Below are 16030 nucleotides of genomic sequence, written 5' to 3'. Positions count from 1 at the left end.
ACCTTGAGCATTCTCCTTCGGGCGCTAGAGGACAGTGCCATCCCTGCTCTGTTTGAGCTTCTTCAGAACGACGAACTCTATCGGTACCTAACCTTTCCGGCTCCGAAATCCCCTGACGAGCTAGTGCTTCGGTTTGACGTCGACGTGCGCCCGGAAGGGCAGATCTTCACAGTGCACCGCGCGGAGCACTCCGAACTGCCGATTGGCTTTTGCCGGTACCGACTCGATGAGTCGAGCAGGTTCGACATAGGCTACGCGATCGGGTACGACTTTTGGGGACGTGGATACGCCACGAGCGTGGTGGCAGCATTGTTGAACGAATTGACCGGACGCTTCAAAGGCGGCGAAGTCGTTGCGACGGTGAACATCGGAAATATCGCGTCGATTCGTGCACTTGAAAAGAATGGATTTCTTTTCGGGAGATTTATCGAGACCATCCTGCATTTGGAGGCGACTTGCGATCTGGAATATTCGTTCAATATCTTGTAACCGGAGAGGGTAGTTCCGTCGTGCGTCACCCTGAACAATACACACTGAATGTGAGCACTCTGGCGGTGAAAATGTAGCATCCGATTTCTACTTTGGGTCGGAAGCCGCCCGTCAAGTGCGACCTGCCGAACGACCGCAAACAGCTGCGGGTGTTCGCCATCAACAAGCAAGTTTGTAGCGTGTCCGGTCGTTCGCTGCCGCACCACGAACTCACAGTCTCGGAAGTATTCCGGACTTAGCGGCTTGAACGAGACCGCGACGCCGGCGGTCGGTTCCAAAGTACTGCGACCTTGTGTGCTCACCCGAAGGTTGGAGCCGTTGAATTTCAATATTCGCGCTGGGAATGACAGCGACCAGCTTGAAGAATGCAACGAACTCAGTGGGCAAAGCCTCTAGCTCCAACGGGCAACCACAGCGTTTACCGCGGCAATGGCCTTGCGGAAGCCGTCCAACGTCGCGGCTGGAAGGTCCTTGGCCTGCTTGGTAGCCAAGTCCTTCATGATGCGTTTGGCAACGCGCCCTTTGTTGAACGTGAGCCCCTGGCTTTCGAAATGCAGGGCCAAACGGTCGACTATTGAGCCTTCCGGCTTCGCCGGTAACTTGATTGCCTTCCCTCCCAGCTCCTTGGCATAAGCGGCCTTGGAGTGCTCGAGGTAGTAGGTCGAGTCAAAGAGGTCCTCGATTGCATACGTCCCCGCAGCCCCAACAACCGTGCCAAGCATGAGAACATCACCGTCAGCGAGCAGCCAGTTATGGACCAACTGTTTCTGGGCCTTCAGGCCTTCTTCGTCGGAGTCGAGAAGAGCTGCGACCTTGAGCTCCTGTCCCATAAGTAGCGTTGCCAGGTACGCGACCTTGGACGCACCACCTGCTGGTGTGACTACGAGGTCCTCAGCCAACCCGGTCTCGCCCGCCTCGCCGAGCAACGTGGATAACGTACTGAGGAACCAGAAATCGGTTACTCCCTCCACGACCAGATTCTTCTGCCCAATGAACAGCGACTGGGCCCATGACAGGCCAAGTGCCGCCTGCAGCGTGAACCGTGCGTCCTTGTCCGCGGTTGCCCACTCGTTGTGAACCTTGGTGCCTTCTCCGGGTCGATCCTCTGCGATCCAGATGTTGTCGAGCCGATTCATGTCAATCATGAACGGCAGGTGCGTGGTGTAGACGAGCTGGTTATTCTCGGCGTAGGCCTTGAGTCGAGCAAGCAAATCACGTTGTGCCGCCGCATGCAGGTGCAGGCCGGGTTCATCCAGAAGAATCACGGCGCCCGCGAAGTCACCATCGGTCTCATACATGAACTTCATGTCGAACGAAAAAAACCACTGAAACCCCTTGGAGCGCTCTTCTAGGGGCACCAATGCCTTGGCCGATTCGTCTTTTACGAACGTCACGAAGTGGTACCCGTCGGCGTTGAACTGCACCTCATACTTTTTCTGTGACCATCGCTGCGCAATTTCATTGGTGAGCGTCTGACTGGCGTCATTCATGTCGAGCATGCGCTGCTCGCGATCGTTCTCCCCACCCTTCGTCACTTCCTCATCAAGGTCGAGGCCCGCCATCTCCAAAATGGTGATGATGGTGCGGTCGTCGTCCTGAAGCTGATTCGCATCTTTGCGCTGCTTCACTTGGTTCAGATGCGCAGTGCCTTTAAATGCAAGGAAGTCGTCCATGTAGATGAACGTCGGAATCCACTTGTGAACTAGCTTCCATGCCTCATCCCACGGGGACTGCGCCAGCTTTGTCAGAACGGCATCACATGCCGAGCCGATTACTTGTGCGAGTGCAGCATCCCCCATAAGCGTTGCAGCCTCGACAAGTTGGCCCTTTACTTCAGGAATCAACGCCTTCGCCTTGGCCGCATCAGCGTCGGCGAAGTTCGGATTTGCGGCCGTGAGAACGTCCTTCAGCGTCTTGGCAACTTCCGCAGGCTTCCCAATCAAAAGCTTGTCAACGTCGCTCCCTAACAGTGCGTTCGCAGAAGCACCGTTTCTCGCGCTAGGCACTCCATGCGGCTGGTATCTCGGCAAGAACTTTCCCTCATATGTCTTTCCGAGTTCGATGCCTTCAAGGCCGACATACCCAGGGTCCACTGCGGCGAGCTTTGCCCTCTCCTCATCCGAGAACAGAAACCGAGCCGTTACCACCTCAAATGCGGCGGACCGGTCCTTGCGTTTCCCACGAGGCCACTCTCGGTCGAGGCTATACGGGTCTGGCTTGAACGGCTTGAATTTCAACAGAGCTCTGAGCAGCGACGTCTTTCCCGACTCGTTTTTGCCGACGATGACCGCGATGTCATCAATCTTTACCCAGCCCGAATCGACAATGCTACGGTAGTTCTGGACACGGAAAGCCTCAAGCCTCATGGACACTCCCTCGAACAAGTTTCTTGGCGCGCAAGTTACCACATGTAGGAACCATTGGGTCACGTTCTCTGGCGTCCACTCGAATCAATACGCCCAGTTCAGGCCGAAGGAGCCCAACGGATCGCCAGCGCCAATTGCGGGTCTCTGAGAAGACGCGCACTGCGGGTATTGCGCTAGCATCACAAAAACCGGGGCTGAAGCCCATATTTAGGGACGGAGATTGAATCAGAGGCAACTTGATCTACCAGGCCTCTTGGGCGTGGCCGACGACCTCGACGACGGCGGAGCGCACACCCACGTGCGTGATCGGGGGGAACTCCACGTACATATGAACGGCGCCGTCCCTGTGTCGACCATCCAAGAGATCATGGCCGACGAAGCAACGTCGTTTCCGGCTGGGTTCGATTTCGAGCGGGACATGACCCGCCTTGCCCCGTGCAAATCGCTGGCAGAGTACCTCATGCCGTGGCAGGTGTTGCGACTCTTCCCCAAGAAGTGCGCGAACCTTGACCGCCTCGCCCATGCTGTTCTTGCGAGCCTGGCAGAGAACGCCGTTCGTTTCGTCGAGCTCCGCAGCAGCGTCCTGTACTTGACCGGACTTCAGAGCTGCACGCCGGCGCAGGCGTTGGAACGCCTTATCGAGTCGACAGGCAGGGCGGCTCAGCAATACGGCATCCGGCGGGGCTTGATCCTCACCGTGACGCGGGGCGACTACAGCGCCGTCAATCTCGCAACCCTCTTGCAGGCCTACGAGGACATCGGACGGCCAAAGGATGTCGTGGGGCTCGACCTTGCGGGGGATGAAGAGACGCCCTACTCGGCTGAGCTGCCTGCGATGATCCGTGAGGCCAAGGACCGGTATGGTTTCGGCATCACAATCCACGCTGGAGAGACTGGCCGCGTGGAGAACGTGCGAGCGGCCGTGGAGCTCTTCCACGCTGATCGGATCGGCCACGGCACGGCCGCCGGCAAGGATCCGGCCTTGATGGACCTGCTGGCTGCCGAGGAAGTCTGCGTTGAGGTCTGCCCGATCAGCAACCGGCTGACGGGCGCCGTTCCCCGCGATGAGGCCCATCCTCTGCAGGAGTTCCGGCGCCGCGGTGTGCCGTTCGTGATCTGCTCCGACAACCCAGCGATCCATCAAGGCGGCCTGGCCGACGACCAAGCTGCCGCCATGGCCGAAGGCCTTTCCATCTGCGACATGCAGCAGCAGTACGAAGTCGCCAAGCGCTTTTCATTCATAGAGGATCTGAAATGAAGATTCGATTCATGTCCGGCAACGAGCACAAGATCAAAGAAGTACAACGCATACTCGACCCGGTCGGCGTGGACATCGTGCCTGTATCCAGAAAGATCGAGGAACTGCAGACACAGGACGTGCCCGCACTCGTGCGGGACAAGCTGATCAAGGCGTTCCACGAGATCGGCCGCCCGCTGTTCGTCGAGCACACAGGGCTGTATCTCAGGGGACTGAACGACCTTCCCGCAGGACTGACCCAGATCTTTTGGGACCGATTGGAAGCCAGGCGCTTCGCGGACCTCGTGGCCGCTCTGGGTGACGACAAGGTCATCGCAAAGACGGTGCTTGGGTACTGCGACGGGCGCCAGATGCACCTGTTCGAAGGTGCCATCGAGGGCACCGTTCCGCGCGCACCTGCTGGGCCGGAGGACTTCCAGTGGGACTGTGTGTTCATCCCTGATGGCTACACGAGGACGTTTGCCGAAATGGGTACCGAAAAGGACGACATATCCATGCGCCGTCTAGCGTTGGACAGGTTTGCCGCTCACCTCAAGACTTTGAAAGTCACGACATGAGAACTGAACTTCTCGAAGCCCACAGCAGCGGCAAGCTGATGCTGTTTGTCGGCGCCGGCGTGTCTGCAAACCTTGGTTTGCCGAGTTGGAGCCAGCTGATCGCGCAGATTGCCAAGGAGCTGGGCTACGACCCGGCGGTGTTTGCCACCTACGGAAACTATCAGACCCTGGCTGAGTTCTACAAAAAGAAGAGAGGTGGACTCGGCGAGCTGCGGAGTTGGATGGACCGCGAATGGCACAAGCCTTCCACAGACATCAAGGCCTCAGATATTCACCGGCTCATCACCCTGGGCAACTTCTCGCGGATCTACACCACCAACTACGACCGGTGGCTTGAGATCGCCCACGCCGAGTTCGGCGTGAAGTACGACAGGATTGCCAGCGTAGCGGACATGGTCGCTGTCAGGGATGGTCACCGCCAGATCATCAAGTTCCATGGTGACTTCGCAGCTGACGAGTCCATCGTCCTCGACGAGACCAGCTACTACCAGCGGCTGAACTTCGACACGCCGCTGGACATCAAGCTCCGCAACGACGTGCTGAGCAACTCCGTCCTCTTCATCGGCTATAGCCTGACGGACTTCAATATCCGGCTACTGTTCTATCGCCTGACCGAGATGTGGGGAAAGTCGCCACTGGCTTCGGTGAGACCCAAGTCGTACGTCTTCACCAACCGCCCGAATCCGGCGGCAGAAGAAGTTCTGAGGCACTGGGGCATTGAAATGATCGCGTCCGATGAGGACGATCCGAAGACTGCGCTCACGGACTTCCTCCGGGAGCTCGTGACCTGACGAGACGGCCAGGCTCCTGCCATGAACCACTGACGAGTCGTTCGTCGATTGGCCGGTCATGACCGAAGCAGTCGCTCAGCCCGTCAAACGTGAATGACTGCATTCAGCGGCGGATTCAACCGACCTTGAGCAGCCAGATCCCAGCGGCTGTTCGTGCCGGAAGTGTGAGTACGAAGCCACTTCAGCAAGCTACCCTCTGCGCGTGAGCTCAGCCACCCAATGGCTGCCGTCAGTGATGTCCGGTATCTCCCGGTGACTGCCAAGAACAAACATGTGCCTCGTGAACTACAACCAGTTGTATCGGTCCGCTCGGTGCGGACCTGGTGCTGGTTCTGGGGTCTGAGGCCTTGAAGTCCAGCTGGGACAAAGGGTCAGTTCAGACTGTACTGGCCCCGTGTCATCTGTACGACCATCCCAGCATCTTGTAGGCGGTGCAGGGAGGCAGCAATCGAGCCAACGGGAATGCCCGCCTCGGCAGCGATTTGCGCCTGCGGCAGCGTGGTGTTCTTGAATTCTTTGAGCAGGCGGCGCAATGCGGTCAGCACCTTGTCGTCGTTGGTGCTGAAACGACCACCGCGGCGTTTGACGGGCGCTGCCTCTGCAACGGGCTTTGCCGAAGGCTTCCTGCCTGGTTTTTGGCGCACAACTGGCGCCACGACTTTCGCTTCTTCCACTCGCTCGGAGGAGGCCTCGGTGGATCGACGGTGGGGAAGGGCTTCGATGATCTGCACGTCGTTCGCCTTGAGATGCGTGGCCGACTGGTAGATCCCGCGGAGCTGTTCTTCCAGTCCCTGCATTTCCTGGTGCATGCGTGCGACCAGTTTGAGTTGCCCGAACGCGCTGTCCGCCATGGGTCCCAAAGGCTGCGAGCCCATCACACTGATCAAGTGTTCGGTGTAGCGGGCCACTTCGGCTTTGAGCAGCTCTCGGCTGTCATGGATTGCCTGGCCAGATTTCTGGATCGATTGGAGGATGTGGTCGTTCAAGCTCATGGGGCTTCATCTGCCGGGCAGATGCCGTTTGGTGGTGGTTCCGCAGTCTATGGCATCCGGTTTTGCTGGCGGTTGACTGTAACTACGGCTCGCACACCAGGAGAAGGCGTCTTGGTGGGCCTCACTTCAGGTGCGATTGAATTTGCCCATACAGCAGGCGCGTAAGGAACCTCGGTCTATTCGAACTGCGCCAATAAGGCCTCGACTTTAAGTCGCCGCATGATTGTTTAGTTGCCACCTCTTTGTTAAGGTTGCAACTTCATGATCGATCAAGTTCAAAAATCACAGGCGCCAGACACTAATGCGGATGGCTGTTGGAAGGGTTCCAACGGTCACATACATGTTGAAGTCAAGAAAACCAACAGCGTGCGCGACGTTCGAGGTGCCTTGCTGACGCTCGCTTACATCATCGGACAAGAGCCCTCGAAGAATCAGGCCGTGTGCGTTGTCGTTGAAACGCGGCTCTCATCCGGGAGACTGAAAGAGGAACTGGTGCGTTTTCGGCAAGTGATCCACCCAGCGATCGCGGACCGCATTCACTTCCTGTGCGGCAAGGGTGATGCGCAGGGACACCACGTGAACGCGTTCAGCGGTTCAATGGAGGGCGCGCCAGCCGGGTTCTATGACTGGTTGGAAGAACTGGTTGCCAAGGAGCGCCAGGATGTTTACGCCCACCAACTCCCTCCACGGCAGATCGTCGTTGCAGCCCTGGCGCAGTTGCGTCTTTGGAATGCCTCCCCGGTGACGGTCAAATACCTGCAGGAGACCTGCCGAGTGAGCTATCCAACCGTGGCGGCAGTGCTCAAGGAGCTTGCAGACCTGGGATGGTTGGAAGACTCGGGTGAGCGTGGTGTCCGGCTGCGATATCTGACCTCAGGGGAATGGATGGAGCTGGCCCGTGAACATGCCCGGCAGCGCAAGGTACACCTGTTCACAGATCCAACCGGCCAGAACACACCCGAAAAGATGGTCAAGCGCCTTGTCCGCCTTCAGGAAACCGACAAACTTCCGCAAACCGTTCGCATCGGCGGTGTCATCGGTGCCGCCAAACTCTTTCCAGAACTTGATATCACTGCGGCTCCCCGCCTGGACCTGTGCGTCGACAGAGATCCCTCTCGCATCGCGTCAGTCCTGGACGCGGGGTTGCTTCGCAAGGCCAAGCCGGATCAACGCGTTGCCGTGGCCGTCCATGTCACCAGTCCCCCCTTGGGCACCTCTAGCCGGGAATCGAAGACGCAAGGGTCCTGGGCCAGCGAGCTTGAGTGCCTCGCCGACCTCGTAGAAATGGGGTACACGCGTGAAGCATCCGAGATGGCCATCCACATCGCGGCAACCAACAAGGAAAAAAGCACGCCACATGAGTGACCTCTGACCTGATGTCATGGGGGTCCAAAATCGCCGAAGTCCCTTCCTGCGATGGAATGCCCCCCTCCACAAAAAGCGAGTGAGTTGAGGGGAGATTGAACTTCTCGTCGTGGCACATTGATGCCGTATCCCATGTGAAGGTCTGGTTCTGCGACTGAGGATCGGCTGCTCCCGGCCGACCGGGTTCTCACGGGTGTTGCCGCATGCCGACTTTGGCCTGGAAAGACATCGAGCCGGTCTGGCTCCAAACCCCGCCTTGTAATCTCACTTCCGACCATGATCGGACCCCTGGGACCACCAACTTGTGCGGCAGGTCAAGGCTGCGAGCGGCCGGTCGCGCATCTACTCGTAGATGACTGCTGCGACCGAGAGCGGACATCCGCGCAAAGCGCGCGAGTTCGCGAGACTAAGGGCGTCGCAAAACAAACTCTCCCATCCCATGCTTGTCAACCCTCGCTGGCTAAGTGCTGTTCGATTTCGTCTACGAACAGCGACGAGCGTCTTGCACTGTGGGTCAGATGGACCTCGGATTTTGCTCGCGTAAACCCAACATAGAACAGCCGACGTGCCTCCACAAGTTGACTTTGGCTCGCGCCGTTGCGCGGCAAGCGACCGTTGTCCATGCCAAACATGAATACTAGGCCGAACTCCCTGCCTTTTGCGCTGTGCAGCGTCGACAGCGTCAAGCGGTCAAGGTGCTCACCGTCGCCGGCGAGTTCGCCCAAAACCATGTCCGCGCGGTCACCCCCTGGCGCAATGCGCGCCGTGAACGAAGCCAGCGTCTCCATCTCGTCGCGCAGTGCGACACAGCCAGTGGCGAATGGCACTACTACGTGGGCCTTCAGCTCATCCAGCCAGCCGTGCAGATTCACGCTCGCATCCCGGCTATCCCACAGGGTGGCAATGAGCCGGCGATGGAAGTCCACTATCCGGTCGTCGCTGTGCAGGGCCTCTGCGAACAGCCACCGTCCTTCTTTCAGGAGGCGCGTGAACCGAGGTTTGCCCGCTCTCCAGCCACCACAACACCACTGCCCGCATACTTCCAGCCACTGCATAAGTCGGCTGGAGCGCGGGTAGAGAGCGTTGCCGTCGTTGCGAACGAATGCGATGCCTGCAGCGTGCGCGGCGCCAGCCACTGCATCGCCAATCCAGGCCGCCGGGTACAGCACGGCGACGTCGCGATAGCTGAGCCCTGGATGGCGCGCGAGTGCCTGCGGAAGAAGATCTCCGACCATGCGCACCGCCTGCTGCTCGTAGGAACCGCCCATCGGATGGATGAACACAGCGCCCTGCGTCGCGGCGTCGACTGCCTCGTAGCCCCGCTCCTCACCTAAGGCCACTCGGGAGGCCGCAACAATGCGGTTTCCGCTGCGATAGTTCAGCTTCAAACGTACGGTTTCTACGTCCTCGCGTTCGGACAAGCGACGCAGCAAATCGGGACGGGCCCCGGTGAAGCCGTAGATCGACTGGTCGGCATCGCCAACAGCAAATAGACGCATGCCGGTGCTGAAGCACAGGCCCATCACCATGCGGTGTAGCGCTGTGCCCAGATCTTGGTACTCGTCGACCACAAGGATCGGATATTTCGCGAGCAGTGCGCGCTGCAGCCATGGGTTGGCGCGCAGCGCGCGCACGGCCAACAGGGGCATGTCGTCGAAGTCGATTAGGCCTCGTCGACGCAACTCGGCTTCGTAGGCCTCGACGAGGCGGGCGAGCCCCGGATCGGTGTCGCGCCATTCCGCGCTGTCGCGGTTTAGGAATGAGCGGCGATAGTTGCCAAGCCGAAAGTCCCAGTCCTGGAGATTTCCAGGCTGCTCCACCGTGCTGGCCAGCGCCTTGGTCAGTGCCGCCTGCCGCTCTGCCCGCGTGGCCACTCCGAAGCCTTCGGGCAGCCCCATCCCCGCCACCTTCGCGTAGGGTAGGACGATCTGTGTGAGCGAGAACGAATGCACCGTCCCGACGAACACTCGCCCGCTAGGCTCCACGCCCAGGGATGCCAACCGCTCCTCGAGTTCACGCGCGCACTCGTTGTTGTAGGTAATGCATGCCACGCCCCGGGGCTCGTGCACGTCTTCGGCGAGGATGCGGGCCATTTTTGCAGTGAGGGTTTTGGTTTTCCCGCTCCCCGGGCCCGCCAGCACGATGCAGTGCCCAGTGGACTCGTATGCTGTCCATTGCCCCGGATTGCCCCGTAGTTGCTCGGCGGCGCGAAGATACGCCGCTCGGTCAGACACGGTCGACCACGTACGAAATGGCGGCGCCAATGTAGGCTGGGGGTTCGACCCCCTCGATGCGCGAGGCTAGGCGCTGAGCGAACCGTCCCTTGCCAACGACGTCGATCAGCTTCAGATAGTTGTCTACGTCCAGAGTCTCCGCGTCATCCTCCCAGCCATCGATCCATCCCTTGCGCTCTGAGCTCCATGATGCTTCGCGCAGCGTCTCGACAAGAGACTGCGTGAAGTCCTCGTCCTTGAACAAGTCCACCTCCAGCGTGTCGATGTTCGAGAACACGCCGTGCGCCTCACATCGCGTGGCAAACTCGTGGCCGTCCTCAATCGCTCTGAGTTCCTTGATCAGTTCCCTTGGGGATGTGCCCGTCCGCGTGGTCTCGATGGTGTCGACCAGTTTCCAAGACCGGTTGAAGCCAAGGGGCCCTCCCTGCGCACGAGGATCCCAGTCGGTGATGATCGAGAACGGGATGCCTAGCGCCGTCAGGAACTTCGCATAGGGCGTGAAGTTCGTTCCCGCTACAGAGCACACCGTGATGCCGAGATGGTCGAGGTCATGCCCCATCGAGGCGGCGAACACCGGCAGCAGGAACTTCTCCGCGTCCCCTTCGACCAGGATGATCCCCCGCGCGAAGAGCATCTCCGCGCGCGTCACATCTAAGTATCGCGCCAGATCGTCTTTGTCGTCGTCGGTGAGATCGATCGACGCCACCGAGGTCGCAGAGGAGCCCAGGCTCGCCGTGTCGCGCAGCAGCACAAGCGAACGCAGCGGTGCGACGCTCGCGATGTGCGGCGAGTGGGTGGTCAACAAGAGTGACAGCGGTTGATCGTCCCCGTCGCCCTCGAGTCCTTCGAACAGGTGGCGGTACACCGACCGCTGCAGGTGCGGGTGCAGGTGAGCCTCGGGCTCTTCGATCGCCAGCAGCGAGTGGTCGCGGCGGTTCTCGCTCATCAGCTGGCGCAACTCCAGCGCCTTCAAGGTCAGGAAGGCCACGTTCGCGGAGCCTAGGCTGGCTTCACCGATCGTGCGCAAGCCCCCGTCGATCAGCAGCCGGAGATTGCGGAACAGCCGCGTCACGTCCGTCGTGACGAAACCCAGACTGGGCTCGATGTCCTGCTTGGGGCCGCTCATGGATGTAAAGAGTTCACGCAGCGCCTGCTCCAGGCCCTGCACGGACGGGAAATCCGCCAGTTGCCCTGTCGCCGCATGGATCGCGTCGCGTACCTCTTTGAGGTCTTCTGCCGGCACGCTCGCAAACGCGCGCTCGAGCAAAGGTCGCAACGGCGACCGGCGCCATGTGGCCAGATCGCCTTCTGCGTCGCGCAGCGCGGGTAGGAGGTCCATGGCGATGCGACGGCGCACATCATGGCCGAACCTCTTCGTCTCGGCTTCGCCGCCGTAGCAAAGGAACTCGTAGTCGTCGTCTGACTCCGGAAACCCTTCGAGACCTGGGATTGGGCGGAACTCGTAGGTGAGCCGCACGGTGTCCGGATCATCGTCGAGTCGGAAGTCCGTGAGTTGGGCCAGCAGGTCTAAGTCATCTTCGAAGTTCTGCACTTCGACAAACACGGTGATCTTCTCGTCTTCGAGTGGCTCGCCCAGCCCGTCCCAGAAATCACCCTGGCCCAACTGCCGCGCGCTGTCGGGCAGGCTGGGATCGAAGATGAGGCGCAGCGCGTAGAGCAGATTGCTTTTGCCGACGCGGTTCTCGCCGACGATGACGACGTTGCCGTCCAGCGCGATGTCAATCTCGCTGAAGTTGCGAAAGTTTCTGATGCAGATCCGGGTAAGTTTCATGCGCGCTCCTATCTGATCCATTTTGACTGAGCGTCAGTTCGTAGGCTCTTCTGAGCGTTGCGAGCTATGAGCTTGGGGCAGACAGGAGCACATCTCCCTATCGGTAAGCGTGCTGCGGCAGACCTACTCGGGGAATTGAAATCGCAAACGAAAGTCTGTAATTATTTGATCACCCGAGCAAGTTGAAGGCGTTCCGCCTTTTCGAAGTGCAGGGGCTTCGTGCGTCTCTTGGAGGCGTCCGCGTCGAGATTTCGAACCGTGCCAGCCTTCACAAGGCGTACCAGTGAGCTTTGCAAATCTCCCGGAAGCCAGTTTGTGGTTTCAAGGATGTCGGCGAATTCGGCGGTACCAATGCGGTGCTCGCCGGCTGCAAGGTTTCTTTGCCAGAAAGCATCGACAACATCCGGACTACAGCGGCCATCCACCGGTTCTGCTTGTGGCTCGATACCAAACATGTCCATGACGCCGGTCTTCTGCTGACGGACATCGACTTGCTTGGCAGCACGAACCCGTCTTTGAACTAAGTCTGCTTTCTCAGACATATCCATGAACTCGACGATTCCCTTCGGATGGCACGTCAGATAAACGAGGTGGTACTTTGTTCGCTGATGCAGTGGGTCGAGTACCGTGATGTAGGCAGATCGCGGCCGGTACTCCGGGCGACTGCTTGGAACACACGCCTTGAGACTTGATCGGTAGGCATTGACCAAGGCCTCTTCGCGCTCGGTGGACTGGAGCCCGTAAAGATTCACCGATGAACCAAGTAGCTTCACCATTGCGTCCTGCCAGGCAGCCATGGATGCCGTGCGATTGATGAAGTTGTACGCAAAATTGATCAGGAACTCCGACCGAGGCCGCTGAAGCAGCGGCCTCATGATCTCGATTCCGATGTCTTTCCATCCCTTTGGATCGACGAAGAAAAATGTGAACGCGTCGGTACCGCACCACTTCAGGATGTCCTCTCGCAAGTCAACGAAGTCGCCGTGCAGACAGGCCTGGGCAACTGTTGGAGGGGCCTTCGAACCGAGAAATGCTGAGAGTCGCTCGAACGCACTCTTGTCCTTCTCAACGTATAGAGCCCGCATCGTGACGTCGATGCCAAGCCTCGCAAGCGTCTCTTTACAGGCAGCAAGCGTTTTCAGTGACAGCGAAATCGACGTGCCTTCGAGGTCGTCGTTCAGCGCGCCCCATGGTCCAGCAAAGCAATCCACAAAACAGATTTCTGCACGTCGGACCTTCTTGGCGCCCATGCCGATGATTAGCACCAGCTTTTCGAGGTAGCTCTTGAGGAGCGCATGCTTCACCATGGCTTGCTCGCGCCCCTCGTAGGCCTCCGGAATGATCGATGAAGTCAAGTTCTTCTACCTTCCGATGTTGTGGTCCAAGGCACGTCTCAACCGATCAAAAATAGCGCCCTCTGCGGGGGAGGCATGATCTGGTCTGTGTCTTTGATCTGAGCCGACGATCTGCGCTTGGTCCCGTCGGCGCCAACGATCTCGACTACCCGTTCATCGAGCAGCTTGCCGACCGACTCCCGGTAGATTTGCGCCGAAGCCGGTGAGCTGTTGCACGTGGTCGCGAACAACTCACCGAAGCTAATGCCAGCGTCATCTGCGTACACGCGGCGTGGGATGTGCTCGTTAAGCGCTGCGATGCTCGCGCGGCGGGCCACATCGTCGAACTCGAAGCCCAGGGGCGACTGCCCGAGGTAGGTCGAATCATGTGCGGGGTCGTAGCCGACCATGTGGAACATGTCGAGGCCGGCTCCGCCGTAGTGGATGAAGTAGTTGTTGTTCGCCCAGTGCACCTCGGTCATGACGTCGCGAGCCCGATGATGCTGTGACATGTGGATTAACCAGTAGTCACCATGCCCTCCGCGATTGCGGATGAAGAACGGAGTGAAGTGGCGGGCGCCACAGTTCTCAACGAGGCGCCGATACACGGTACTTTGCAATAGCAGGCGCCAGTCGCGGTCGGAATTCTTGATCTCATCCACCGGACGGCCACCGAAGATGTCAGGTATACCGAGGCTCCCCAACAGATCCTTCATCTGGTCGCCATCGTTGGCGAAGTTCATGAGTGAGTCGACGTTGAACGTGAGGATGATCTCTGCTCTCGGTAGCGCCTCAAAAATCTGGCGCATCAGCTGCGTGGGCACGTCCTTGTAGCCGTACTGATCCAGCGCGAAGATCGAGCGGCCGTTCTTCGGGCTCTTCTTCTTGATGAAGGCGATGATCGCATCTGCCCGGTCCTGGAAGCGCGCGTGGTCGAGAAAGACGCTTTTGCCGATCCTTTCACCATAGCCTTCTTCGCGCAGTACCTTGTCGAGGTGCATATAGGCATGGCGGTCGGCCTCGGTGAAAAAGTAGTCGACCTGCAATTGGACTGGCTTGCGCCGGTCCTTATTGATCAGGAAGTCTGCTTCGCGGGTGGCTTCGAGGAAGATGAAGGGCGAGCCTTTGACCGGTTCGCGCGTGTCATTGTGAATGTACAAGCCACCGCCGGCAAACCCATCGACTAAGGTCAGCCTGAGGACGTCCTGATTCGGCGAACTGACGAGTGTTCGGAAGTAGGCAGCGAGGTACGCCTGAAGAATGCGGTGTTTGGCGACGCTGTGCTGCTGGATGAGGTCCGGACCGTTCTTCCAGTTGTATTGCTTCAGCGTCATGTGTTCCTTCAGATGTGGGCGGAAAGTGCTGGCATGTCGTCCCAGGTCCTGCCCCCAAGCAAGCGGCCGTTGGCCTTCTTGGAACGGCGTTTGCCGTCTGCTCCCCAGCCGCCCCATTGCTTGAAGAAGAACTGCACTCCCTGATCCTCGCATTGTTGACGGATATTTTCGACCCATTCCAGTTTCATCGGTCGTGCCTTGGGCCCGGACTCGCCCCCGACGATCACCCAATGGATGCCGCTTAGGTTGAGCTCACCGACATTTTCGAGCAGCGGTTCGACAGACAGAAAGCGAATACGGGCGTCGACCTTGCGCAGGCCTTCGATTCGAGGCACGCCATATTTGCGATCCTCGACGGAAACGCCTATCCAGGCGTTCGTTGGCACATCGTGTGTCCGGAAGAAGCTGGCCATGCGATCGGCGCGTTTGGTCAGCACCTGGAAGGTGTGCTGCGGGCAACGCCGGATCACATCGAAAACCTGGGCAATGTAGCTGTCATCTACACCTTTGTGAAAGAGATCGGACATCGAGTTGACGAAGTACACCGTTGGCTTCTTGCGTGCCAGCGGTTCTGCCAGCCGGTCAGGAAGGATGGTGAGCTTGAAACCTTTCTCATAGCCAGGCGTGCCCATGGCCTGCAGTCGTTTGGCCATGGTCTCGGCGTAACAATGCTTGCAGCCCGGCGAAATCTTGGTGCAACCTACCGTAGGGTTCCATGTCGCCTCGGTCCATTCGATCCTGCTTGCTTGAGACATGAGGTTCTCCTATTTCTTGAAATTGGGTGCAGGCGGCTAGACCACACGCAGCAGGCGCGTGACGACGCCCCAGATGTTCAGTTCGCTCTTGTCGCTGATCGGGATGTCGGCGAAATCTGGATTGCATGCCTGAAGCAGCCAGCCTGTGTCCGTGCGCTTCAAGCGTTTGACAGTCAATTCACCAGCGATATCCGCAATGACGATGCGACCGTCTTCGGCGGCTACGTCACGATCGACGACTAACTCGTCGCCGTGGGAGATGCCCGCATCCCGCATTGACCAGCCGTGGACCTTCATGACAAAGGTGCTGCTCGGGTCTCGCACCAGGTGCTTGCCAAGATCGACGGTGTCAACTTGAAAGTCATCACCTGAGGTGGGCATACCAGCGCGAACACGACGCCCAAGGGCGGGCACCATGGTGGCGGTGCGGGATCCGGCGATCGGCCTCAGGGCCCGCGTGTCAACGCCGGTCGTTTGCGGCGCGCGCTTCAGATCATCCAGATAGCCCACCACCACTGGAACGATGCTCTGCGGCACACGAACTGTTTTGGTGGGCTCTCCATAGGCGGCCTTGCGCCCGGCACCCTGTCGGGTGCCGCCATGGCTAGGCTTTGATGACTGCGTTTTCATGATTTTGTGACAAAATCAAGTTTAGCACGCGATGTTCGTCGGAAGTAGTCGGTCCGGTCCTCGTAGAGGCAGACGCCTACGGGGGTGAACATCCGTCAAGCCGCAGAGATCGATGTTTGTTCATCCCACCGGT

13 protein-coding genes are annotated in these 16030 nt (G+C 59.0%); 5 read left to right on the top strand and 8 right to left on the bottom strand.

What is annotated here, in order from left to right; translation table 11 throughout:
- Positions 1 to 3 precede the first annotated feature (3 nt).
- Entirely contained in the window at positions 4 to 489 is a 486-nt protein-coding gene (locus ACN5W5_RS05515) for a GNAT family N-acetyltransferase (RefSeq protein ID WP_420047560.1), read from the top strand.
- A 392-nt stretch (positions 490 to 881) separates the two neighbouring features.
- Here the strand turns inward: ACN5W5_RS05515 and ACN5W5_RS05510 are convergent, their stop codons facing one another.
- Positions 882 to 2855, bottom strand: coding sequence for an AAA family ATPase (locus ACN5W5_RS05510; RefSeq protein ID WP_420047559.1), 1974 nt, complete (start codon positions 2853 to 2855; stop codon positions 882 to 884).
- A gap of 259 nt (positions 2856 to 3114) precedes the next feature.
- Here ACN5W5_RS05510 and ACN5W5_RS05505 point away from each other — a divergent pair, with 259 nt between their 5' ends.
- From ACN5W5_RS05505 to ACN5W5_RS05495, 3 genes are read left to right on the top strand one after another with little or no spacing between them, the layout of a single operon-like run.
- The gene (locus ACN5W5_RS05505; RefSeq protein ID WP_420047558.1) at positions 3115 to 4113 is read left to right on the top strand and encodes an adenosine deaminase; all 999 of its coding nucleotides are present in this window, start codon (positions 3115 to 3117) and stop codon (positions 4111 to 4113) included.
- Positions 4110 to 4670: a non-canonical purine NTP pyrophosphatase gene (locus ACN5W5_RS05500; RefSeq protein WP_420047557.1), complete on the top strand. Its 561-nt coding sequence runs from the start codon at positions 4110 to 4112 to the stop codon at positions 4668 to 4670. The genes ACN5W5_RS05505 and ACN5W5_RS05500 overlap by 4 nt, the downstream gene beginning before the upstream one ends.
- Positions 4667 to 5461 (top strand): SIR2 family protein, encoded by a 795-nt coding sequence (locus ACN5W5_RS05495; protein ID WP_420047556.1) that lies wholly within the window; start codon positions 4667 to 4669, stop codon positions 5459 to 5461. Before ACN5W5_RS05500 ends, ACN5W5_RS05495 begins: the two co-directional genes overlap by 4 nt.
- Before the next feature lie 371 nt (positions 5462 to 5832).
- Here the strand turns inward: ACN5W5_RS05495 and ACN5W5_RS05490 are convergent, their stop codons facing one another.
- On the bottom strand, positions 5833 to 6453 hold the full coding sequence (locus tag ACN5W5_RS05490; RefSeq protein ID WP_420047555.1) for a hypothetical protein: 621 nt from the start codon (positions 6451 to 6453) through the stop codon (positions 5833 to 5835).
- A gap of 261 nt (positions 6454 to 6714) precedes the next feature.
- Here ACN5W5_RS05490 and ACN5W5_RS05485 point away from each other — a divergent pair, with 261 nt between their 5' ends.
- On the top strand, positions 6715 to 7818 hold the full coding sequence (locus tag ACN5W5_RS05485) for a hypothetical protein (RefSeq protein WP_420047554.1): 1104 nt from the start codon (positions 6715 to 6717) through the stop codon (positions 7816 to 7818).
- A 446-nt stretch (positions 7819 to 8264) separates the two neighbouring features.
- Here the strand turns inward: ACN5W5_RS05485 and ACN5W5_RS05480 are convergent, their stop codons facing one another.
- From ACN5W5_RS05480 to ACN5W5_RS05455, 6 genes are all read right to left on the bottom strand, one after another.
- Complete coding sequence (locus ACN5W5_RS05480; RefSeq protein ID WP_420047553.1) at positions 8265 to 10052, bottom strand: ATP-dependent helicase; 1788 nt, start codon at positions 10050 to 10052, stop codon at positions 8265 to 8267.
- A complete protein-coding gene (locus ACN5W5_RS05475) occupies positions 10045 to 11844 on the bottom strand; it encodes an ATP-dependent nuclease (RefSeq protein ID WP_420047552.1) in 1800 nt (599 codons plus the stop codon). Before ACN5W5_RS05475 ends, ACN5W5_RS05480 begins: the two co-directional genes overlap by 8 nt.
- A 161-nt stretch (positions 11845 to 12005) precedes the next feature.
- Positions 12006 to 13199 carry a three-Cys-motif partner protein TcmP gene (gene tcmP, locus ACN5W5_RS05470; protein ID WP_420047551.1) on the bottom strand — a complete coding sequence of 398 codons (1194 nt, stop codon included), beginning with the start codon at positions 13197 to 13199 and terminating at the stop codon, positions 12006 to 12008.
- A gap of 38 nt (positions 13200 to 13237) precedes the next feature.
- On the bottom strand, positions 13238 to 14512 hold the full coding sequence (locus tag ACN5W5_RS05465; protein WP_420047550.1) for a three-Cys-motif partner protein TcmP: 1275 nt from the start codon (positions 14510 to 14512) through the stop codon (positions 13238 to 13240).
- 8 nt (positions 14513 to 14520) lie between these two features.
- Complete coding sequence (locus ACN5W5_RS05460; protein ID WP_420047549.1) at positions 14521 to 15267, bottom strand: DUF5131 family protein; 747 nt, start codon at positions 15265 to 15267, stop codon at positions 14521 to 14523.
- Positions 15268 to 15303: 36 nt separating this feature from the next.
- On the bottom strand, positions 15304 to 15897 hold the full coding sequence (locus tag ACN5W5_RS05455) for a LexA family protein (RefSeq protein ID WP_420047548.1): 594 nt from the start codon (positions 15895 to 15897) through the stop codon (positions 15304 to 15306).
- Positions 15898 to 16030: the final 133 nt, after the last annotated feature.

The organism is Hydrogenophaga sp. ZJX-1 (assembly GCF_048590325.1).
In the GTDB taxonomy this organism is placed as follows: Bacteria; Pseudomonadota; Gammaproteobacteria; order Burkholderiales; family Burkholderiaceae_C; genus Hydrogenophaga.
This window is presented reverse-complemented; position numbering and strand designations above follow the sequence as displayed.